General features: G+C 46.5%; 21 protein-coding genes and 1 tRNA gene. 10 read left to right on the forward strand and 12 right to left on the reverse strand.

All coding sequences use genetic code 11. The features are described from left to right. Positions 1 to 4: 4 nt before the first annotated feature. The 5 genes from AAA946_RS04280 to ybaK all read left to right on the forward strand — a co-directional run bounded on the left by AAA946_RS04280 (position 5) and on the right by ybaK (position 4,675). On the forward strand, positions 5 to 388 hold the full coding sequence (locus AAA946_RS04280; protein WP_112462325.1) for a SirB2 family protein: 384 nt from the start codon (positions 5 to 7) through the stop codon (positions 386 to 388). Positions 389 to 391: 3 nt separating this feature from the next. Continuing rightward, on the forward strand, positions 392 to 1,201 hold the full coding sequence (locus AAA946_RS04285) for a SirB1 family protein (protein ID WP_338163748.1): 810 nt from the start codon (positions 392 to 394) through the stop codon (positions 1,199 to 1,201). Between the two features lie 17 nt (positions 1,202 to 1,218). After that, the gene (gene kdsA / locus AAA946_RS04290) at positions 1,219 to 2,070 is read left to right on the forward strand and encodes a 3-deoxy-8-phosphooctulonate synthase (protein WP_338163749.1); all 852 of its coding nucleotides are present in this window, start codon (positions 1,219 to 1,221) and stop codon (positions 2,068 to 2,070) included. Between the two features lie 380 nt (positions 2,071 to 2,450). Then, positions 2,451 to 4,115, forward strand: coding sequence for a bifunctional UDP-sugar hydrolase/5'-nucleotidase UshA (gene ushA, locus AAA946_RS04295; protein WP_112462323.1), 1,665 nt, complete (start codon positions 2,451 to 2,453; stop codon positions 4,113 to 4,115). A gap of 83 nt (positions 4,116 to 4,198) precedes the next feature. Continuing rightward, positions 4,199 to 4,675, forward strand: a complete 477-nt coding sequence (gene ybaK, locus AAA946_RS04300) for a Cys-tRNA(Pro) deacylase (RefSeq protein ID WP_338163750.1) — start codon at positions 4,199 to 4,201, stop codon at positions 4,673 to 4,675. Positions 4,676 to 4,680: 5 nt separating this feature from the next. Here the strand turns inward: ybaK and AAA946_RS04305 are convergent, their stop codons facing one another. From AAA946_RS04305 to AAA946_RS04325, 5 genes are all read right to left on the reverse strand, one after another. Then, positions 4,681 to 5,019: a hypothetical protein gene (locus AAA946_RS04305; RefSeq protein ID WP_338163751.1), complete on the reverse strand. Its 339-nt coding sequence runs from the start codon at positions 5,017 to 5,019 to the stop codon at positions 4,681 to 4,683. Continuing rightward, complete coding sequence (locus AAA946_RS04310) at positions 5,016 to 5,543, reverse strand: hypothetical protein (protein ID WP_338163752.1); 528 nt, start codon at positions 5,541 to 5,543, stop codon at positions 5,016 to 5,018. The genes AAA946_RS04305 and AAA946_RS04310 overlap by 4 nt, the downstream gene beginning before the upstream one ends. 122 nt (positions 5,544 to 5,665) lie before the next feature. Continuing rightward, the gene (rluF, locus tag AAA946_RS04315; RefSeq protein ID WP_445206053.1) at positions 5,666 to 6,793 is read right to left on the reverse strand and encodes a 23S rRNA pseudouridine(2604) synthase RluF; all 1,128 of its coding nucleotides are present in this window, start codon (positions 6,791 to 6,793) and stop codon (positions 5,666 to 5,668) included. 71 nt (positions 6,794 to 6,864) lie between these two features. After that, positions 6,865 to 7,446, reverse strand: coding sequence for a DNA endonuclease SmrA (smrA, locus tag AAA946_RS04320; RefSeq protein WP_338163753.1), 582 nt, complete (start codon positions 7,444 to 7,446; stop codon positions 6,865 to 6,867). A 140-nt stretch (positions 7,447 to 7,586) separates the two neighbouring features. Then, entirely contained in the window at positions 7,587 to 7,727 is a 141-nt protein-coding gene (locus tag AAA946_RS04325) for a DUF3149 domain-containing protein (protein ID WP_042473952.1), read from the reverse strand. Between the two features lie 257 nt (positions 7,728 to 7,984). Between AAA946_RS04325 and AAA946_RS04330 the strand changes: the two genes are divergently transcribed. Together AAA946_RS04330 and AAA946_RS04335 are read left to right on the forward strand one after the other, a co-directional pair. Then, positions 7,985 to 8,061 (forward strand) — tRNA-Pro (locus AAA946_RS04330). Positions 8,062 to 8,300: 239 nt separating this feature from the next. Continuing rightward, the gene (locus AAA946_RS04335; protein WP_338163367.1) at positions 8,301 to 9,638 is read left to right on the forward strand and encodes an IS4 family transposase; all 1,338 of its coding nucleotides are present in this window, start codon (positions 8,301 to 8,303) and stop codon (positions 9,636 to 9,638) included. Between the two features lie 42 nt (positions 9,639 to 9,680). Here the strand turns inward: AAA946_RS04335 and AAA946_RS04340 are convergent, their stop codons facing one another. Beyond that, on the reverse strand, positions 9,681 to 10,094 hold the full coding sequence (locus tag AAA946_RS04340; protein ID WP_338163754.1) for a hypothetical protein: 414 nt from the start codon (positions 10,092 to 10,094) through the stop codon (positions 9,681 to 9,683). A gap of 429 nt (positions 10,095 to 10,523) precedes the next feature. On the opposite strand from AAA946_RS04340, the gene fdhF reads away from it, so the two are divergent. Then, positions 10,524 to 14,639 carry a formate dehydrogenase subunit alpha gene (fdhF, locus tag AAA946_RS04345; RefSeq protein WP_338163755.1) on the forward strand — a complete coding sequence of 1,372 codons (4,116 nt, stop codon included), beginning with the start codon at positions 10,524 to 10,526 and terminating at the stop codon, positions 14,637 to 14,639. Here the strand turns inward: fdhF and flhB are convergent. Genes flhB through AAA946_RS04375 form a run of 6 tightly spaced genes read right to left on the reverse strand, consistent with a single transcriptional unit; the run spans position 14,620 to position 18,720 of the window. Then, positions 14,620 to 15,768 (reverse strand): flagellar biosynthesis protein FlhB, encoded by a 1,149-nt coding sequence (gene flhB, locus AAA946_RS04350; protein WP_338163756.1) that lies wholly within the window; start codon positions 15,766 to 15,768, stop codon positions 14,620 to 14,622. The two genes, fdhF and flhB, sit on opposite strands and share 20 nt — an antisense overlap. Next, positions 15,758 to 16,540 (reverse strand): flagellar biosynthetic protein FliR, encoded by a 783-nt coding sequence (gene fliR, locus AAA946_RS04355; protein ID WP_338163757.1) that lies wholly within the window; start codon positions 16,538 to 16,540, stop codon positions 15,758 to 15,760. Before fliR ends, flhB begins: the two co-directional genes overlap by 11 nt. Before the next feature lie 4 nt (positions 16,541 to 16,544). Next, the gene (gene fliQ / locus AAA946_RS04360) at positions 16,545 to 16,814 is read right to left on the reverse strand and encodes a flagellar biosynthesis protein FliQ (protein ID WP_338163758.1); all 270 of its coding nucleotides are present in this window, start codon (positions 16,812 to 16,814) and stop codon (positions 16,545 to 16,547) included. Beyond that, the gene (gene fliP, locus AAA946_RS04365) at positions 16,811 to 17,566 is read right to left on the reverse strand and encodes a flagellar type III secretion system pore protein FliP (RefSeq protein ID WP_338163759.1); all 756 of its coding nucleotides are present in this window, start codon (positions 17,564 to 17,566) and stop codon (positions 16,811 to 16,813) included. The genes fliQ and fliP overlap by 4 nt, the downstream gene beginning before the upstream one ends. A gap of 10 nt (positions 17,567 to 17,576) precedes the next feature. Further along, entirely contained in the window at positions 17,577 to 17,966 is a 390-nt protein-coding gene (locus AAA946_RS04370) for a FliM/FliN family flagellar motor switch protein (RefSeq protein WP_338163760.1), read from the reverse strand. Beyond that, positions 17,959 to 18,720: a FliM/FliN family flagellar motor switch protein gene (locus tag AAA946_RS04375; RefSeq protein ID WP_338163761.1), complete on the reverse strand. Its 762-nt coding sequence runs from the start codon at positions 18,718 to 18,720 to the stop codon at positions 17,959 to 17,961. The genes AAA946_RS04370 and AAA946_RS04375 overlap by 8 nt, the downstream gene beginning before the upstream one ends. Before the next feature lie 226 nt (positions 18,721 to 18,946). Between AAA946_RS04375 and AAA946_RS04380 the strand changes: the two genes are divergently transcribed. Together AAA946_RS04380 and flgC are read left to right on the forward strand one after the other, a co-directional pair. Next, positions 18,947 to 19,294, forward strand: a complete 348-nt coding sequence (locus AAA946_RS04380; RefSeq protein WP_338163762.1) for a flagellar basal body protein — start codon at positions 18,947 to 18,949, stop codon at positions 19,292 to 19,294. A 210-nt stretch (positions 19,295 to 19,504) separates the two neighbouring features. Next, positions 19,505 to 19,957 (forward strand): flagellar basal body rod protein FlgC, encoded by a 453-nt coding sequence (flgC, locus tag AAA946_RS04385; RefSeq protein WP_338163763.1) that lies wholly within the window; start codon positions 19,505 to 19,507, stop codon positions 19,955 to 19,957. Positions 19,958 to 19,982 lie beyond the last annotated feature (25 nt).

Raw genomic sequence — 19,982 nt, forward strand, 5'->3', positions numbered from 1 at the left:
TCATATGTATGAAGGATTAAAGCATTTTCACTTGTTGACGATTGCGATTTCAGTGGCCTTATTGTCGGTTCGATACGGACTGATGATGATGAATTCTCCAAAAGTGAATTTACCGTTCCTAAAACGCTTTCCGCACATTAACGACTCTCTTTTACTGCTTTCTGGTTTCGGCCTCATCGCCTATACCGGCTTTGTTCCTTTTACCGACGCTGCGCCGTGGATGACAGAAAAAGTGACCTGCATTATGGCCTATTTCGCGTTGGCGTTTTTCACGCTAAAGCTGGCAAAGAACAATTTATTAAGAACATGCGCCTTTTTTGGTGCGCTAGGGTGGCTATTGATGGCAGCGAAGATTGCCATGCTTAAAACGCCATTCCTAATGGGGTAAACCATGATTGAACTGTTTGACGAAGATTTTGATGCGATAGAGTTAGCAGAAGGTGCACTGATCTTAAACAAAGCAGTGGATCCAGAGACGCAGCAGCATTGGGCTGAACTTGAACTCGCGCGCTTAGCCAAAGAGGCTGAGCAGCAGCTATTTCACGAACGTGATGATAAGCAGCGTTTAGATGCGCTGCTTCGACTATTTTATACCGAATGGCAATTTAAAGGTGATGACGATGAGTACTTCTCATCGGATAATGCATTCATCGACAAGGTACTAGAGCGCCGTAAAGGCGTGCCAGTGAGCCTTGGCTCTATTTTGCTCTACCTTGGTAGCAAGCTTGGCTTACCAATGGAAGCGGTCACTTTCCCAACTCAATTTTTGGTGAAAGTGTGCTGGCCAAATGAAGCGCCGGTGTACATCAATCCATACGATGGTGAGTACGTCAGTAAAAAGCGCTTACAAGCATGGCTTATCGGTCATGAAGGACCGCTTGCTAAGCTAGAAGCTAAACACCTTGAAACGGTTGATAATCCAACTGTGATTGGCCGTTGGTTAGCGCTACTGAAAAGTGCGCTGCTGCGTGAAGAGAAATACACCTTAGCTTTGCAATGTACCGATTTGGCTCTGACGTTTGTACCAGACGATCCATACGAAATTCGCGATCGCGGCTATATTTATCAACAGCTAGATTGTCATCAAATTGCGGCAAGTGATTTTCAATACTTTATTGATCAATGCCCAGATGACCCAGCAATCGAATTACTGAAAACACAGGTGACAGCGATTAGTCGCACCCCTGTGACCCTTCACTAAACTCTGAGAATAACAACATGGAAATGAAAACTGTACACGTAGGCGATATCCCAGTAGCGAATGACAAGCCTTTCACGCTATTCGCTGGTATGAACGTTTTGGAATCACGTGATCTTGCGATGCAGATCTGTGAGCACTATGTGAAGGTAACAGAGAAGCTGGGTATTCCTTACGTATTCAAAGCTTCATTTGATAAAGCAAACCGCAGCTCTGTGCATTCTTACCGTGGTCCAGGTCTTGAAGAAGGGATGAAAATCTTCCAAGAGCTGAAAGATGCCTTTGGCGTGAAAATCATCACTGACGTTCACACAGAAGCGCAAGCTCAACCTGTCGCAGACGTTGTAGATGTGATTCAGCTACCAGCATTCCTAGCTCGTCAAACCGATCTTGTTGAAGCCATGGCTAAGACAGGCGCTGTGATCAACGTGAAAAAGCCTCAGTTCATGAGCCCAGGCCAAGTTGGCAACATTGTTGATAAGTTTGCTGAGTGCGGCAACGACAACATCATCCTTTGTGAGCGCGGCTCTTGTCACGGTTACGACAACCTAGTGGTTGATATGCTTGGTTTTGGTGTAATGAAAAAAGCCTCAAACGGCAGCCCAATCATTTTTGATGTGACGCACTCACTGCAAATGCGTGACCCATCTGGTGCTGCTTCTGGCGGTCGCCGTGAGCAGACGGTTGAACTGGCGAAAGCAGGTCTTGCGACGGGTATTGCGGGTCTATTTATCGAGGCGCACCCAAACCCAGACAAAGCGCGTTGTGACGGCCCATCGGCTTTACCACTCGATAAACTAGAGCCGTTCTTGGCTCAAATGAAAGCGCTGGATGATTTGATTAAAGGATTCGATCATATCGACATCAAATAGTCTCTAGCGACTCAATAGAAAACACAAAGCCAGCTTGCACTCAAGCTGGCTTTTTTCATGTTAACTAAACCTGTTGGGCAATCGTTTCTTCGCAGAAAAATCGATCTTAACTGGTTGAATAACTCGCTCTGTAGCGCCGCTATCCAGTACAGTTTCCGAGCAGCAACATATATTACTGACTATTATGCCAGCGAGTTTATATCAACTTGTGATATAGATTACATAAAAGTGAAATCAGAATGTTATGTTTGGTAGCTTACTTTAAACTAACGCAAATTTTGTCGATGTTTTTCTTGGCATTTTAAAATGCTTATCGGCAAAAAGTGAGCTATTTCAATATGCTCTAGGCAGTGGATCCCCAAAGTTCAAAAGGTATGACAATGAAAAAAAGCCTTATGTTTAAGTCCGTACTGAGTGCGGCTATCATCGCGTCACTAGCAGGATGCGCAACTCAACCCGAGCAAGAATGGAATGCTGATGAAACGTACAAGCTAACCATCCTGCATACCAATGACCATCACGGTCGTTTCTGGCAAAACAAATATGGCGAATATGGTATGGCAGCGCGTAAGACGTTGATCGACCAAATTCGCTCAGACGTGGAAGCAGAAGGCGGCAGCGTACTGCTACTTTCTGGTGGTGACATCAATACAGGTGTACCAGAGTCTGATCTTCAAGACGCTGAGCCGGACTTTAAAGGCATGAGCATGATTGGTTACGATGCGATGGCGCTAGGTAACCACGAATTTGATAACCCACTAGAAGTTCTGTTTAAACAGAAAGAGTGGGCAAACTTCCCAATGCTGTCTGCCAACATCTACGACAAAGAAACTGGCGAGCGCCTGTTCGATGCTTACCACATGTTTGATAAGCAAGGTATCAAGATCGCGGTTATCGGTCTAACAACGGAAGATACGGCAAAAATTGGTAACCCTGAGTACATCGGTGGCATCGAATTCCGCGATCCAAAAGTAGAAGCGAAAAAGCTTATCGCCGAGCTAAAAGAGACGGAAAAACCAGATCTTATTTTTGCTGTGACTCACATGGGCCACTATGAAAACGGTCAACGTGGTGTCAACGCACCAGGTGACGTAGCCCTAGCGCGTTACTTGAACGAAGGCGATCTAGACATGATTGTGGGTGGTCACTCACAAGAGCCTGTATGTATGGAAGGGCCAAACGTCGTTAAGAAGAACTTCAAGCCAAGCGACGAATGTAAGCCAGACATGCAAAACGGTACTTGGATTGTTCAAGCGTACGAGTGGGGTAAATACGTCGGTCGTGCTGACTATGAGTTCAAAAACGGCGAGCTGAACATGGTGAGCTACGACTTGATTCCAGTCAACCTGAAGAAGAAAGTCAAAATTGACGGTAAGAAGCAGCGCGTATTGGTTGAAGATGAAATCAAGCAAGATGCAGAGCTACTGGCTTTCCTATCACCATTCCAAGAAAAAGGCCAAGAGCAGCTAGGTGCAAAAATTGCTGACACAAACGGCAAGCTGGAAGGTGACCGTAATGTGGTTCGCTTTAGCCAAACTAACCTAGGTCGTTTGATTGGTACTGCACACATGGAACGCGCAAAAGCGGACTTTGCTGTGATGAACTCGGGTGGTGTTCGTGATTCTATCGCAGAAGGCGATGTCACTTATAAAGATGTACTGATCGTTCAGCCATTCGGCAACATCATTACTTACACTGACATGACAGGTGCAGAAGTTCTTGATTACCTAAATGTTGTTGCGACAAAACCAGTAGACTCAGGTGCTTACGCGCAGTTCGCTGGCATTGAAATGACAGTAGGTAAAGAGTCAGTGTCTAACGTCGTTATTAATGGCAAAGCGCTGGATCCTAAAGCGACTTACCGCTTTACCGTACCAAGCTTCAACGCGGCAGGTGGTGATGGTTATCCAAAACTGACAGGTCACCCAGGTCACGTCAACACAGGCTTTGTTGATGCAGAAGTGCTAAAAGAGTACCTAGAAGCGAACAGCCCAATTGATGTAAACAAGTATCAGCCAAAAGGCGAAATTGTTTATAAAAACTAGACTTTAACCGGTTTTTATTCAATAAATAGAACGGTGCCGAAAGGCGCCGTTTTTTTTTTGGTCTGCGAGTTTTGGAGTAAGCGATGACCCCGGCAATCAACCGAGCTAAAAAGAAGAAGATCACTCACACCGTTCACCAATACGATCATGACCCTCGCCATGAGAGTTATGGCTTGGAAGCGGTAGAAGCACTAGGGCAAGATCCCGCGACTGTATTTAAAACCTTATTGTTTGCTATCAATGGTGAACCAAAGAATCTAGCAGTTGCAGTCATTCCTGTGGCTGAAAAGCTTAATTTGAAACTGGCAGCGAAAGCCGCTGGTGGCAAAAAAGCCGACATGGCGGACAAAGACATTGCCCAGAAAACGACAGGTTATGTGCTAGGTGGTATTAGCCCTTTAGGCCAAAAGAAGGCATTGCCGACGTTTATTCACAGCTCCGCCGAGAGCCTAGAAATGATGTGTGTGAGTGCAGGAAAGCGCGGGTTAGAAATTGAGTTAGCACCGACCGACTTGGCGGCACTAACTCGAGCGAAATTTGTGAATTTATGTGAAGCTTAAGTTACCTAAATTGCCTTCACTTTCATTAGCACGTAAATGGTTAGCTGTGAGATAGCCAGAACGACAAGATTCTCTCTTAGAGTAAGTAGGCTTTCCCATTGAAGGTAAGAAATATAGTTAGAGCTCAGGCAGTAAATTAGAGACGTAAACGCCGCTACAGCAGATTTTGAACGTGTAATGCCGACATCAATAGATGTACATTCCTTCGCTATGATAAAGGCTAAAACTAGGGCGGCAAGATTGTTTCCTTCGAGCATAGAGAGCGAGAGTACATCCCCCAATATTACCGAGAAGGTAACTAAGATAAGATAGCTAAACGCAATTACTGAAATGTACTTAGTCATTGAACGCGTCTCTCGAGCTCATTAGAGTATCTATGAGTTTCATAATATGAAAACTCATGTACACCCATTAATGCAATGGAAGCGATTAATGTCGCTAAGTTTCCAGAACTTGCTCCATTTTTTATGATCATCCAACCGGAGCCTGCGGTACCGTATAGCCCTGGGTTTGCGCCTCCAATGCTAGACCATCGATTGAATTGATTGTGAAACTTTAGAAGCTCTGCCAGTTCTTCATTTGTTAGTGACCATTCAGCCCATTGTGGGTTTATCAACGCGTCTGTGCATTTAGAGATCAGAGAGCTTTTCAATTGATTGTGTTCTAGCTGGTGGATGGAGAGCATAGCTTGTTGGCGAGATTGCCTGTCAAGCTGTCGATACATGATAGTACCAGCCATAGCCAAGGATATTTTTGATGCGTCGCCTTGTGCTAGATGAAGAGGAATCTTGAGTATGTTGCTTAGATATCGAACCGCTTCTGTGTTGTTCTTGGGGAGATTATACTTAGCTAGAAAGTCGCTTTTCATATTGAGCCCTAATCGAAGTTTAGGGCTCAATTACAACTTATAGTTACCTTGCTAACCTATTTGTCAAATTGAATGCTGCGAGGCGTATCAATCAAAGTAGTAATATCGTTACTTAGGATTTACTACTTTTTCAGCGACAAAGTCCCACCGACACGAGGCTTACGTTGACCCGACTCTGACTGACCAGATTTTGGGTTAACGGGTCTTTTGGCTGCTGGTTTCGCTGGGCGTGATTTATTACCAGAATGATTTGGTTTGCGCTGGCTCGGTTTGCCACCACGACCACCCTCACTGCGTTGGTTATCGGAATCTGAGTGACGACGCTTACTCGGGCCACGGCGGTATTCATCGGCACCGTGACCAGAATACGTTTTCATGTTGTCACGGTTATTGCGACTAGCCGAGCGCGGATTTCTGCCATCACGCTGGTTCTTCTCAAACTCAGCTTCACGACGCGCATCGTGCAGCTTAGCATCGGTAGCCTTATTGATATGGCGACCCTTAGCGTCTTTGCGTGAAGCCTCTTCTGTACTGACAGAACCCTCACACATGCGCAGAATTTCTGCCACTTCTTCATCGCTTAGGTAACGCCATTTTCCGTTTGGAATACCATCAATAGAGATATTCATAATGCGTACGCGGCGCAGTTTTAGAACGTCATAGCCTAATGCTTCACACATGCGGCGGATCTGACGGTTGAGGCCCTGTGTCAGCGTAATACGGAACGAAAACTTGGTCTCTTGCTCAACTTTACACGGCAGAGTGACGGTATCAAGGATAGCGACTCCTGCGCCCATCTTTTTGATGAAGTCTTTAGTGATCGGCTTATCGACGCGAACCACGTACTCTTTTTCGTGGTTGTTGCCAGCACGAAGGATTTTATTAACGATGTCGCCATCATTGGTCAAGAAGATAAGACCATCGGAAGGTTTATCCAAACGACCAATAGGGAAAATACGCTTGTGGTGACCAACAAAGTCGACAATGTTTCCAGGCACATCACGCTCAGTCGTACAAGTGATACCCGTCGGCTTATTAAGCGCGATGTAGATCGGTTTTTCCTTGCTACGAACAGGTTTACCATCAATCTCAACATCATCGCCAGGTAGCACTTTTGTGCCCATTTCTGGCACCTTGCCATTGATCGTTACGCGTTGCTGCTCAATGAGCCTGTCCGCTTCACGACGCGAGCAAAAGCCCGTTTCACTGATGTATTTGTTGAGACGTTTTCCGTCAGCAGGGTTCGACATGCGAGGTTATCACTCTATGTTGGTCAGTTTTAAAGGTCGCGTATTTTATACCCAACTTAGCCTTAAGTCACTTAACTCATGCGTTTTTGATGGCGTTCGCGGTTCTCAAGCTTCTTTTCTTGGCTTTTTCGTAGCATGACATACACAGCACCACTGCCGCCATGGAAGCGTTGAGCACTATGAACACACTGGACATCTTTGATTTGCGTTAGCCAGTTTGCCAAGTAGCTTTTCATAAGAGCAGGTGGGTTAGATCGCTCGCCGCGGCCATGGACAATGATAACGGTTCGGATATCCATGCGCATACATTGCTGAAGGAACTTAATCACTTCTTCACGTGCTTCTTTGAGTGTTCGACGGTGTAAGTCGAGCTTGGCCTGCAGAGGGTACTTGCCGAGTCTGAGTTTGCGATATACCCCTTCTTGAACGCCATCGCGTTTGAATTCGATGATGTCATCAGGTTTGACCATGGGCGCATAGTCGATAGAGAGATATTCAGGGTCTTGCTCAGACAGCCAAAGTGCAGCTTGGCGCTTTGCCATCTGCGCGTCGGAAACTTGGTGGGACTTTTTCAGTTCGACGGTATCGTGTTGAATAGGCTTCACATCGCCCATCATTTGCTGGAATAGGTCTAGGTCATCGTCTTGAGACATAACTGCATCTCGAAATAAGCCAATTTAATGGCAGTATATACGAAGTCAGCACAAAAGTGAGAGCATAAAAAACCGGAGTGAACAGGCGATCCACTCCGGTGCATAGCAGTTATCTATTTCAAAATAGAAGCTAAGCGATTCTAGTGAGGAGATTTGTCATTCATTACTTTATAGATGAAGAAAGCACCGTAAAACAGCATCAGACCAAACGCCCCAAAAATCACAATCATTGAAGACAAGCCCACTGCATTACCAAATAGGAGATCAAGCCAAAAGTCCATGTTTCCTCCAAAAAGTAGTGAAGACAGGGTTACGTTAACGGTTGGTGCTAAAATGAACACTGATCTGGATCAATTGTACCCAGACTGTTAATGACCTGTATGTTAGTGTGTGTATTTGGTCACATTTTTCGTGCTTCTGGCTAGTTGCTGACCAAACGAGTCGATTTTAGTAAAAAGATGCTATAAAAGCCTTGCACGCCTGAGAATTATCAGTAATATACGCTTCCGTTGACAGGCAATAAGCCACTCAGCAATCTCGGTGAATAGCGCAGCTTGGTAGCGCATCTGGTTTGGGACCAGAGGGTCGGGGGTTCGAATCCCTCTTCACCGACCATTTTAAAAAAACCTCGCTAATCAGCGAGGTTTTTTGCATTCTGACCTCTAGAAATACGAGATATTAAGAATGCGCATGTGGGTCGGGGGCTGGAAGCCCAGTCGCATCGAATCCCTCTTCACCGACCATTTTTAGAAAAGCCTCGCTATTTAGCGCAATGTAGATCAGATAAGGATCGGTTGACCGATCCTTCTGATGAGAGACAATCGGAAACCTGTTTATAGGTTTCCGATTTTTTTATGTCTATTCAAAACTTCTTTGCCGACTTCCTCGAAGAAAACCCTGTCGATGTAGCTCAGCTCACCACATTCTCTGAACATATTCCTGATGAGTGGGTCGCTAAAGCAGCCTCTCTGTCTGATAAAGCGACAATCCGTCGACGCCGACTACCGAGTGATATGGTTTTGTGGTTAATTGTTGGTATGGCTTTTTTCCGTAATGAACCCATTGCCGAAGTCGCACGGAGAATGAACGTCTGTGCTGATGGCCTTGCTGATGAAGAACTGTTGGCAAAGAGCGCTTTAACCCAAGCAAGACAGCGCTTAGGTAAAGCAGCACCAGAATGGCTGTTTAAGCAATGCGGAAAAACATGGGGGCTTGAGCGATACCCTGATGATACTTGGCAAGGCCTACAGGTTTTTGCTGTAGATGGTGCTCTTTTTAGAACAGCTGACACACCCGAATTAAGAGAACATTTTGGCTCTGGTAATACGTCTAGCAACAGGCAAACACCTCATCCAGTATTGAGGGTTGTGACAATGATGAATGTTCGCTCTCATGTCATCGTTGATGCAGCGATAAGCCCGTATCGCCGAGGTGAAATCCCTCTAGCGATGCCCTTCATCAACGCTTTACCAGACAACTCTGTGACATTACTGGATAAAGGGTTTTATGGAGCAGATTTACTACTTTCTCTTCACAACAGTGGAATAAATAGACATTGGCTTCTCCCTGCAAAGAAAGGAGTCAAATATACCCTACTGGACGATAAAGAAAGCAGTGACATGCTAGTAGAGATGAAGACCTCTCCACAGGCTCGTAAGAAGAACCCTAATCTTCCTGAGAAATGGACAGTCAGGGCGGTCACTTACGAGGTCCAAGGTAAATCCAAGACGGTGTTTACCTCTCTTCCTAGAGACAAGTATGACGCTCAATCCGTGGCAGAGCTTTATCATGAAAGGTGGGAGATAGAATTAGGTTATCGTGATATCAAGAGTTCGATGCAACATAACGCTTTAGTGTTGAGAAGCAAAACAGTCGATCTCGTCTATCAAGAGCTATGGGGACTGCTACTTGGTTATAACTTGGTGAGACGAGAAGCTAGTCAAGCCGCAGTTGAACACGGGCGCTTACCTAATGAAATAAGTTTTAAGTATGCTTGCCAATTTATAGCCAGCCAGCTCAAAGTGATGAGTAAAGCGGTATCCTTAGGTAACACGCCGAAACGCTTAAAGAGCCTTCGAGGCGACCTATCCATCCTCTTTATAGACAAACGCCCTAAGCCAAACCGGCCTAGGGCGGTAAAAATATCAAAAACCCGATACCCTGTTAATCGCAACGCTGCTCCTCTTAAATGAACTACGTTGCGCTATTTAGCGAGGCTTTTTGCGTTTTATCGCTTATTGCGTGGCGCCTTCACATTGGCTTACCGCTTTAGTGATTACCCCTTCAACACCCAGCACAGCAAAAATAATCGCAAAAAACGCCACAACACCACCAAACGCGCCAGTAAATGCCACATGCTGACCAAATAGCATCGCAATCATGCCCATAGCAACAAATTTAGAGCCAACCAAAATAATGTATGAAGACACGCCGCGCTTTAGTTTTGGCAAGGACTTATGGGTTAGGAAATAGGCCGCCATCACTTTTTCTAGGGAAATCGCGCCTTTCAGCATCCCGGCCAGAATAACAGAGGCGAGTACCGCTACTTCCAAGCTTGCAATGAACACCCAGTCCCAAGAAGCGTTTAGAACCAGCATTACCACAGTAGTAATGATTGAACTAATAGCGATATCTTTAAGCATTTTCATTTTGATTCCTCAATAGGTAATTGTTGCTGACCACACTAAGGTATCAACTGACATCGATAGCTGTTTACCACTTTGCGCCAATCGTGGTGAGTTGCTTTGGGTCAAACTCACACATTTACTGTGGTCATTTGACCTTTATAACGTTGTGGTTATACTGAAATCAGTATTGCTCCTATTTGTAAATCCCCCTTTTGGTGGACCCCCAGAGAGCGCCAAAATTTCTCATTTTAGATTTGTTCTACCACTGTGATGCCGATCACAAGCAGCTTAATTGCTGACAATTTGCCGTACCCGCTACACCTTGTTTCATTTATTTGGTGAATATCTTGTCTTGTCTGTATTGGTGTTGTGGCGTTTTGATATGACCTAGGGTCATGCTAGCGGCATGTGCAGTGGGCTATGTACCATCTGTCTAAAAGAGATAGCTCTATGAATGTAATTATCAATGGTCAATCTTATCTGCTGCGTGACAGCAAGAGTATTCTTGACGTGGCCAAAGATATCAAAGTGGATGTTCCGTCGCTGTGTTCGATCAGTAAGCATGCTGAAAAGCAAGCGTGCGACATGTGTGTGGTTGAAGTTGTGGGTCAAGGGGTGGTGAAAGCCTGTGAAACACAAGTTCAAGACGGGATGACCATCGTTACCGAATCTTCTCAGCTGAATACGTTACGCCGCCAAGCACTTAACAAAATATTTGCCGATCACAATGCAGACTGCGAAGCGCCCTGCAAGGTAGCTTGTCCGGCTAATGTCGATATTCAAACGTATCTGTACCACATTGCTGAGGCCGATCATCATCAAGCGGTGAAAGTCATTAAAGACACACTGCCGATGCCTATCTCCATTGGCCGAGTCTGCCCCGCGTTTTGTGAGCATGAATGTCGCCGCAGTTTGGTTGATGAGCCCTTAGCTATCCGACAGCTAAAACGTCATGCTGCCGATATTGACTTATCTGTTGCAGAACAGTTCGAGCCACCAAAGCTGCCTTACAACGGCCATCGAGTCGCCATCGTTGGTGCTGGCCCTGGTGGCCTAGCTTGTGGTTACTACCTCAGTTACCAAGGTTTCGCTGTCGATGTGTTTGAATCTATGCCGCAAGCGGGTGGTTGGCTGCGTTACGGGATCCCAGAATACCGTCTACCGAAAGATATCCTAGATAAAGAAATTGAGCTGATGTGTCGCGGTGGGATGCAAATTCGAACCAACACTGTGCTTGGTAAAGATGTCACTCTCGATGAGCTGACCGCCAATTACGAAGCGGTTTGTCTCGCGGTTGGCGCAACCAAAGCGGTGAACATGCCTTATCCAGGCTCCGATTTAGAGGGTTGCATTCTTGGTGTTGATTACCTCAAAGATCATATGACCGACAAGCGCTTTACCTTGGGTAGTAAGGTGGCGGTGATTGGTGGCGGCAATACTGCGATAGACTGTGCGCGTACCGCTATACGTGAGGGGGCAGACACCACGATTATTTATCGTCGCACTCGCAACGAGATGCCAGCTGAGCTACATGAAATTGAAGCGGCTGAACTTGAAGGCGTGAAGTTCAAGTTCCTGACCAACCCTAAGAGTAACGTGGCTGATGAAAAAGGTAGGGTTAAAGCGATTGAGCTAGAAATCATGGCATTGGGTGAACCGGATAGCTCGGGGCGTCGTCGCCCAGTCGCCACGGGTGAAACCCAGATTTTGGAGTTTGATAGTGTTATCTCTGCTATATCACAAAAGCCGGATGTGGAGTTTTTAAAAACGGCTAGACAACCTCTCCCACTGACCGATTGGGGAACCGCGTCCGCCGATGGTGATTCCATGCACCATGGCTATAACGTCTATAGTATAGGTGACTTTAGGCGTGGCCCCGCGACGGCGATTGAAGCCATTGCCGATGGTAAAAAAGCGGCGGATGCGATTGAGCGTTACATTCTTGAAGGGCACTTTAAGCCTGAGCCTGCACCGTTCAATAGCCGAAAGGCGGAGCGGTTAACTGAAGTTCGTCAAACGGAGTATTTACAAGAACGCGCCAAGTCGAGAGCCAAAGCAAAACATTTGGACGTAGAACTGTGCCAAACCAGTTATCAAGAAGTTGAACTGGGTATGACTGACGCAGAGGCGATAGCAGAAGCCGCTCGTTGCCTCGAGTGCGGCTGTCAGGCTAATACTCAATGTGATTTGCGTGATTACGCCACTGAATATCAGGTGGATTATCGCGAGATCAACACCAATGACCGCAAAATGTTCCCAGTGGACAAATCCAGCGAGTTTATTGTCTTTGACGCCAACCGTTGTATTAGCTGTGGCTCATGTGTTCATGCTTGCCAGACTGAGTCAGTACACGGTATTTTGAACTTCTCTGAATCTGCCCATAGACCTGCATTCCCAGATGGCGCCACTATGGGGGACAGTAACTGTGTTCAATGTGGTGCTTGTGTTCAGGTATGTCCAACAGGGGCGCTGGTGGATAAACGAGACAAATCTCACAGCCGTGTAGAAATGCTGACGCCAGTCAAAACTATCTGTACCTATTGCGGCGTGGGTTGCCGTGTTGAAATGTATGTCGATGCGGCTAACAACAAAATTCGCTATGTTAAAGGTGACCCTACATCACCGGTCAACCAAGGCATGCTGTGCGTCAAAGGTCGATTTGGCTTTGATTTCATTCACAGCGATGAGAGGCTCACCAAGCCTCTGATTCGTAAAGCGGGACAACTAGTACCAGCTTCGTGGGATGAAACCATCAGTTACGTGGCGGACAAACTGACCAAAATCAAGTCGATGTATGGCAGTGACAGTCTAGCGGGGTTCTCGTCAGCCAAGACCACCAACGAAGACAACTACGCATTCCAAAAGCTGTTTAGGCGAGAGCTTGGTACTAATAACATTGACCATTGTGCAAGGCTTTGTCACTCCTCAACGGTGACTGGTCTAGAAGCCGCATTTGGTAGCGGTGCGATGACCAATGACATTCCAAGTATTGCTCACTCTGATGTTATTTTTATCATTGGCTCCGACACCAGTGCCGCGCATCCGATCATCGCCTCGCACATCAAGCAAGCCATTGCTGGTGGTGCTCGCCTTATTGTGGCCGATCCAAAGCGCATTGATATGGCTGATCATGCAGAGCTCTATGTACGCCATCGTCCAGGCACAGATGTGATGCTACTGAATGCCATCATGCATGTGATCGATAAAAATGGTTGGCATGATCCGGAGTTTATCAACAACCGAACAGAAGGCTATGACGCATTTGTTACTGAGATCCGCAAAGCCGACTATCACCCGAAAAATGCCGCACTGATCACCGGTGTCGCTGAATTTGATATTGAGCGCCTTGCTAAGATGATTGGTACCGCTAAAGTGACGTCAGTGTTTTATTCTATGGGGATTACTCAACATACCACAGGTCACGACAATGTTCGCTCGATAGCTAACTTGCAAATGCTCTGCGGCAATCTGGGTGTAGAAGGTGGCGGGATAAACCCGCTTCGCGGTCAATCAAACGTACAAGGCTCTTGTGATATGGGGGCGTTGCCAACCGACTTCCCGGGCTATCAAAAGGTGACTGATCCAGAAGTGCAAGCTAAGTTTGCCAAGGCATGGGACTGTGACAACCTGCCGACCGAACGGGGCAAGACGTTGACAGAGATCATCGATGGCGCTTGTGATGGGGAGATTAAAGCTTTGTATGTTATGGGGGAGAACCCAGTACTGAGCGACCCTGACCAAGCGCACGCGGTACACGGCTTGAAATCCTTGGACTTCCTGGTAGTGCAAGATATTTTCCTTACAGAAACTGCCCAACTAGCCGATGTCGTGTTGCCATCTTACTCCTTTGCCGAAAAAGCAGGGCACTTCACCAATACCGAGCGCCGAGTGCAACGTTTGGTACCGGCTGTACAAGCTCCGGGAGAGGCGCGTGAAGATTGGCATATTATTCAATCTATCGCTAATGCAATGGGCAGCGATTGGCAATATGAGTCAGTGCAGGACATCACCGAAGAGATCGCTGACGTGACGCCACAATACCATGGTATTCGCTGGCAGTCGGTGGGTAAAAATGGATTGCAGTGGCCGTGTAATAACGTCAAACCGTTTGGGACACGCATTATGCACCAAGACCAGTTTATTCGTGGCAAAGGCGCTATAGCAGCGATCCCATTTGAGTATGCGGCTGAACTGCCGGATAAAGAGTTCCCTATGATTCTTACCACAGGTCGCTTACTTGAGCAGTTCCACACTGGAACCATGACGCGCAAAACCAAAGGGCTGGATAACCTTGCTGGACCGCGCATTATGATCAGTGTTGAGGATGCAGAAGCGATAGGTGCAACAAATGGTGAACCAGTTAAGCTGGTATCGCGCCGTGGTGAGATCTCCGCACCAGCGTTCGTCACCAAACGCATGCAGCAAGGTGTGGTGTTCGTGCCGTTCCATTTTGCGGAATCGGCGGCTAACAAGCTCACCAATACTGCGACCGATCCCCATGCCAAAATACCTGAGTTTAAGGTATCGGCAGTACGATTAGAGCGGGTTAGTCAGGCGGCGGTGTAATATCACTCCAAGCTTTAGGTATATCGAAAGGAGGCAAGCCATTAGGCTTGCTTCTTTGTCCTTGGCGCCACGCTTTCAGTTGATTGACGTAAGTGAGAATATGCGCCACGGCCACGAATAGTTGATTAGGTACCATTTGATCGACTTGAGTTGTGTGGTAGATAGCACGGGTTAGCTCTGGACTTTGCACGACCTCGACTTGGTGTTTGGCCGCTAACTCGCGTATGTAGACGGCCACGTCATCTTTTCCTTTGGCGACCACGAAAGGTGCTTCGGCTTGGGATAAGTCATACACTAACGCCACACTGTAATGAGTTGGGTTCGTTAGTACGACGCTGGCTTTTGGGACTCGCTCGTTGGCGCCGCGTTTGGCGTTTTGCGTTTGGATTTGCCGAATACGCGCTTTGACTTCGGGTCGGCCTTCTTGTTCTTTGTGCTCATCTTTGACCTCTTGTTTGGTCATTTTCATTTGCTTAGTGAACTCATAGCGCTGATAAGGGAAGTCAATCAGTCCAAATAGCAGAATCAGCAAAAGAAGATAGCCAAGATATTCGATGGTAATGGTGCTTACAGTACCGATGACATTATCAAACGGTGCGCTGACCAGGCCAGTAATAACTGACATATAGCGGTTAATGACCCAGTAAAGGATGGCAAAGAACAGTGATACTTTGACGCTGTTCTTCACCAGCTCCACTAATGATTGAGTTGAAAATATGCGTTTAATGCCTTTTAGCGGACTGATTCGTTCAAGTTTTGGGGCAAGCAATGATGGGCTATAAACCCACCCTCCTAGCATAGTGGAACTGATGATGGCGCTAATGACTTGGTATATAAGAAGGGGAAAAAACAGCATCACCATTGCAAACAAGGCTTTGCCCACCAATTCGATGAGTAAGTGAAACTGTCCAATGACACTGGCATCAAACTCATAGCAGATTAAAAACAGCTCTATCAGAGTTTGTCCCAACCTATCCATGCTTAATACGTAATAGGCGACGACCACCACTAAGGTCAGTGATGAGACGAAATCTTTTGCGCGAGGGATCTGGCCCTCACGACGAGCTTTTGCCAGTTTATGTTGGCTGGGCAGTTCGCTTTTGTCACCGCTGTCTTGGTTATCCGCCATTCGGGAGTCTTAAGATGTAGTTGAGGTGACGATTGAGTTCGAGTGCCAATTCAAGGTAGTGATCCCCAATCCCGGTGAGAGAGGCCATCATGGCGAACAGCCCAAGCAACATGGTCATAGGAAAGCCTAGGGCGAAGACGTTGAGTGCAGGAGCAGCTTTATTCATTAGACCAAAGGTGATGTTACTTAGCAGCATTACGACAATGGCAGGGGCTGCCACCAAGAGTCCCGTCGCAAACATCCACGACACCATCTTGAGGACATAATCGATGCTGCTGAATGGGAATCGAGAGTCTAGTGGCCAATGCGTGAAGCTATTCTTTAATTGCAACAGCACAATCAAATGGCCGTCGATAGATAAGAACAGCAACATCGCCGTGATAAACATGATTCGACCTATAATTGCGATGCTTACTCCATTGGCAGGATCGTTCATAATGGCCATTGCCAGTCCCATTTGCATCGAAATCGCTTGCCCTGCAATAGAAAAAATCGTGAAGAAAATCATCACTGAAAAACCAATGAGAAACCCAAATACAAGTTGGTAAATCGTGAAGATAATCGCGTCTATAGAAAACGGATTAAATGGCGGCACGCTATCGACCATGGGCGCGAGCAGTAATGAGAACACGAAGGCGAATAAAATTTTCACCCGCATAGGTATCGCTTTATCACCAAAGAATGGCGCGATTATGAATAGCCCCGTTAAGCGAACGAATGGCCACCAAATCAGCCCCAACCACTGTGTAATCTCGGTAAATGTAATGGCCATGGCATCACCCCACCTCTGTGGGGATGGCATTGAACACAAACATAAATAGGTCGGTGATTTCTTGCACGAGCCAATGTCCGGCTAAAATGATGGTCAGTAAAGTCACCAGCAAGCGCGGCAAGAAGCTCAGTGTCTGCTCGTTAACTTGGGTAACGGCCTGGAAAATCGCGACCACGAGGCCAACGACCAGGCTTGGCAGAATCAGAACAGATACCATCAGCAAAATGACACTGATGGCATGGCCTACTAAGGTGACCGCTTGCTCCGGACTCATGTACTCACCCAAAAACTATTGGCAAGACTTCCCATTAACAATCCCCAGCCATCGACAATCACAAAGACCAGTAATTTGAATGGTAGGGAGACGATCAACGGCGACAGCATCATCATCCCCATCGACATGAGAACCGAGGCGACGACGAGGTCGATCACCAAAAAAGGGAGGAACAACATAAAGCCAATTTGAAACGCGACTTTGAGTTCGCTGAGTAAATAGGCGGGGAGCAAAATAAGAAAGGGGATTGCTTCCTCATTAGCAATTTGGGTCTCACCTGCTATTTTGGTCACTTGTTCTAAAGCTTTGCGCTGAGTTTGATCCAGCATATAACGCCGCAGCGGTCCTTCAGCGGTTTTGAGGGCCTGGGCGAGTGTGGCATCGCCGTTGCTATATGGTACGTACGCTTCGTCGTAGATCTTAGTCCATACTGGCCGCATGATAAGCAAAGTAAAAATAAGCGCGATACCAACCAGCACTTGGTTGGGGGGCGTTTGCTGTAAGCCCAGAGCTTGACGAAGGATAGCCAAAACGATCACGATGCGAGTAAAGCTGGTGCACATGATGATAAACGCGGGCACAAAGCTGAGTAGCGTCATCAAAATGAGGATTTGCAGTTTCACGCTGTACTCTGTCCCATCGTCCCCTTGAGTTTCGGTTAAGATGGTTAACCCTTCAGCTCTCGCCAAATGGGGCAGCAGTAGCAGTGCAATGATCAACAACCTCAACGCGATTCGCAGTGACGGAGTCATGAGTGCCTACCTACTGATTGGGCTTCTTGATTATGCTCAGCAACCTAACGCCATACTGGCCATTTTTCGATACGATTTCGCCGGTACCAAAGGAGGTGCCGTTAATTTTAATGTCTACGGGGTCGCCTTCATGTTTCTCCAACATGACAACGCTGCCAGACTTTAGATTGAGCAGTTCATCAAGGATCAACGTTTTACGAGCCACTTCAACAGTAATGTCGACGGGAATACTTTTTAGTAGGTTGACGCTGTTAGCGGGCGAAGGATCGGCGGCGTGCATCTCTTCTTGTTCAAGATCGTCGAGATCCAAATCTAAATCATCAAGATCCGGCAGTTCATCTTGTAAGTTCATATCTTCGATGGAGACGTCTAGGTCTCTCGTTGGTTTGTTATCAGCCATCGATCTTTACTCCCAGCTCTGAGTCTATAGTTTGCAGTTTGCCAAAAAAGGTTGGATGTCCATTGACTTTGATAGTGAGGTTTTTACACAGAGTTAATGGGAGCACATCGCCAGGTACTAGCTTGGATAGCTCATGCAAAGTGCACTGACCGGTCAACAGCACACAACCGAGCTCTACAGGTTGATAGCGAAGCGTGTTAAGAATCTCGTCTCTGTCAAAGGTTTCGTTGTTGCCCAACATTTCGCGCAACTTTTTCACGTAGCGATCATCAATCATGATGGTGATGGCAATCTCTTGGTGATCGACGCGGAAAATAACATTGACGCCAACGTTGGATGGTTCGTGTTCTGTGCTATCGAGCAGGTAGTGCTGAGCATCGGCGGTAATGATATTGGCAAGTGCCATAGAAAACTTTTGGAACAATCGGTAATGGGTTTGTGTCAGTTCTGACAGCGATTGCGCATGATTGATAGTTTGGGTGTCGCTGTTGAGGTGTTGGTGCAGTAAATGGTCTAGGTTTTCGGGCTCGATGTAGAAAAAAATATTACCAAACTCTTCAATGTTGAGTACCGCTTGAACGGATTCTTCTGGGTAATGATTCGCTTCAGAAAACGTCACTTTGGTGTTTTTGCTTGAGAAGTTGAACTTGAATAAGTCAATCACTTCATTAGAAAAATGGCTGGTATGTTTGAGCAAAAACTTGCGCATTTTAACATTGGGGTTCCCAAACTCGGTGTAGATAACTCTCTCCATGTCAAGTTTTCCTTTATTGTTTTTGAGTTGGTTCTCAAGTTTGACACGATAATTAACGTTAACTATAGGTTATAGGGTTTCCATTTCAAATTTATATAACGTGAGTTGAGAGTAAATACACTAGCTTCGTTGAGGTGGAAGATGGACGTCACGTAGGGCTAGCTATGTGCGATCTCGCGGTTAGGGTTTTACTCGACATCACCGATTGGAAACGCAAGGAGTGAACATGATTGATTTGGATCAGGCGCTTGGGATTCACCCGCAGATGGTGCAATTTAGGTTAGAGCGAGCCACCGTACTGAGCTCGAACATTGCTAACGTTGACACCCCAAATTACAAAGCGGTTGATGTGTCGTTTGATGCCATTTTGTCAGGTATTGGTACTGGAAAAACGTGGCAAATTGATAGCCAAATGCTGTATCGCATTCCAGTGCAGCGCACTCGTGATGGCAATACAGTTGAGCTAGAGGCTGAGCAGGCGAGGTTTGCTAAAAATGTGATGGACTACCATCAGAGCCTCGCGTTTTTGCAGTCGAAGATTAACGGACTCAAGACCGCGATTAAAGGTCAGTGATGTCAAACCTGAAACAGGAATAGTTACATGGCTAGGTCAAGGGCGTAGCTAGAATGAGAAACTAAACGGAACATAATGGCGAAACCATCCACAGACATCATAGAGTGTTGGGTGATTGTTACTCTGGTGACATGTCTTGCACTGGTGGCCATAAGGCAACATATAACAACGTCAGCAATTGGATATATTGGCTAATTAAGTAGGGATACTATGTCATTTTTCGGAATATATGAAACGGCTGGGTCGGCAATGACGGCTCAGACTGTACGGCTTAATACCATATCAAGCAACTTGGCGAACGCAGATTCAGTATCTGGCGATCCGGCTAAGGTTTACAAGCCATTAAAACCCATCTTTTCATCAATATACAATCAGTTTGACGCGGCACAGTCACTGAATGAGAGCCGACATGAAGGCAGGCATCAAGGCATAGTGCCTATCCGAATTGCGGATGTCATTGAGGTGTCTTCGGTCACCGAGGAGCGATTTGAGCCAGATAATCCACTGTCGAATGATGAGGGGTATGTGTATTACTCCGGAATCAATGTTGTTAATGAAATGGCCGATATGATGTCTGCGACACGCAGCTTTGAGGCCAGCGTGGAAGTCTTGGGTAATGCCAAATCGATGCAGCAATCCTTGCTTGGGTTGTGGCGTAACTGATCGCAGCTCTCGATAGCAACCAGCA

It is taken from the genome of Vibrio sp. 10N, assembly GCF_036245475.1.
Taxonomy (GTDB): Bacteria; Pseudomonadota; Gammaproteobacteria; order Enterobacterales; family Vibrionaceae; genus Vibrio.

Coding starts and splice junctions, on each gene's coding strand:
- AAA946_RS04280 (WP_112462325.1), top strand. CDS start 5: ATGTATGAAGGATTAAAGCATTTTCACTTGTTGACGATTGCGATTTCA.
- AAA946_RS04285 (WP_338163748.1), top strand. CDS start 392: ATGATTGAACTGTTTGACGAAGATTTTGATGCGATAGAGTTAGCAGAA.
- kdsA (WP_338163749.1), top strand. CDS start 1,219: ATGGAAATGAAAACTGTACACGTAGGCGATATCCCAGTAGCGAATGAC.
- ushA (WP_112462323.1), top strand. CDS start 2,451: ATGAAAAAAAGCCTTATGTTTAAGTCCGTACTGAGTGCGGCTATCATC.
- ybaK (WP_338163750.1), top strand. CDS start 4,199: ATGACCCCGGCAATCAACCGAGCTAAAAAGAAGAAGATCACTCACACC.
- AAA946_RS04305 (WP_338163751.1), bottom strand. CDS start 5,019: ATGACTAAGTACATTTCAGTAATTGCGTTTAGCTATCTTATCTTAGTT.
- AAA946_RS04310 (WP_338163752.1), bottom strand. CDS start 5,543: ATGAAAAGCGACTTTCTAGCTAAGTATAATCTCCCCAAGAACAACACA.
- rluF (WP_445206053.1), bottom strand. CDS start 6,793: ATGTCGAACCCTGCTGACGGAAAACGTCTCAACAAATACATCAGTGAA.
- smrA (WP_338163753.1), bottom strand. CDS start 7,446: ATGTCTCAAGACGATGACCTAGACCTATTCCAGCAAATGATGGGCGAT.
- AAA946_RS04325 (WP_042473952.1), bottom strand. CDS start 7,727: ATGGACTTTTGGCTTGATCTCCTATTTGGTAATGCAGTGGGCTTGTCT.
- AAA946_RS04335 (WP_338163367.1), top strand. CDS start 8,301: ATGTCTATTCAAAACTTCTTTGCCGACTTCCTCGAAGAAAACCCTGTC.
- AAA946_RS04340 (WP_338163754.1), bottom strand. CDS start 10,094: ATGAAAATGCTTAAAGATATCGCTATTAGTTCAATCATTACTACTGTG.
- fdhF (WP_338163755.1), top strand. CDS start 10,524: ATGAATGTAATTATCAATGGTCAATCTTATCTGCTGCGTGACAGCAAG.
- flhB (WP_338163756.1), bottom strand. CDS start 15,768: ATGGCGGATAACCAAGACAGCGGTGACAAAAGCGAACTGCCCAGCCAA.
- fliR (WP_338163757.1), bottom strand. CDS start 16,540: ATGGCCATTACATTTACCGAGATTACACAGTGGTTGGGGCTGATTTGG.
- fliQ (WP_338163758.1), bottom strand. CDS start 16,814: ATGAGTCCGGAGCAAGCGGTCACCTTAGTAGGCCATGCCATCAGTGTC.
- fliP (WP_338163759.1), bottom strand. CDS start 17,566: ATGACTCCGTCACTGCGAATCGCGTTGAGGTTGTTGATCATTGCACTG.
- AAA946_RS04370 (WP_338163760.1), bottom strand. CDS start 17,966: ATGGCTGATAACAAACCAACGAGAGACCTAGACGTCTCCATCGAAGAT.
- AAA946_RS04375 (WP_338163761.1), bottom strand. CDS start 18,720: ATGGAGAGAGTTATCTACACCGAGTTTGGGAACCCCAATGTTAAAATG.
- AAA946_RS04380 (WP_338163762.1), top strand. CDS start 18,947: ATGATTGATTTGGATCAGGCGCTTGGGATTCACCCGCAGATGGTGCAA.
- flgC (WP_338163763.1), top strand. CDS start 19,505: ATGTCATTTTTCGGAATATATGAAACGGCTGGGTCGGCAATGACGGCT.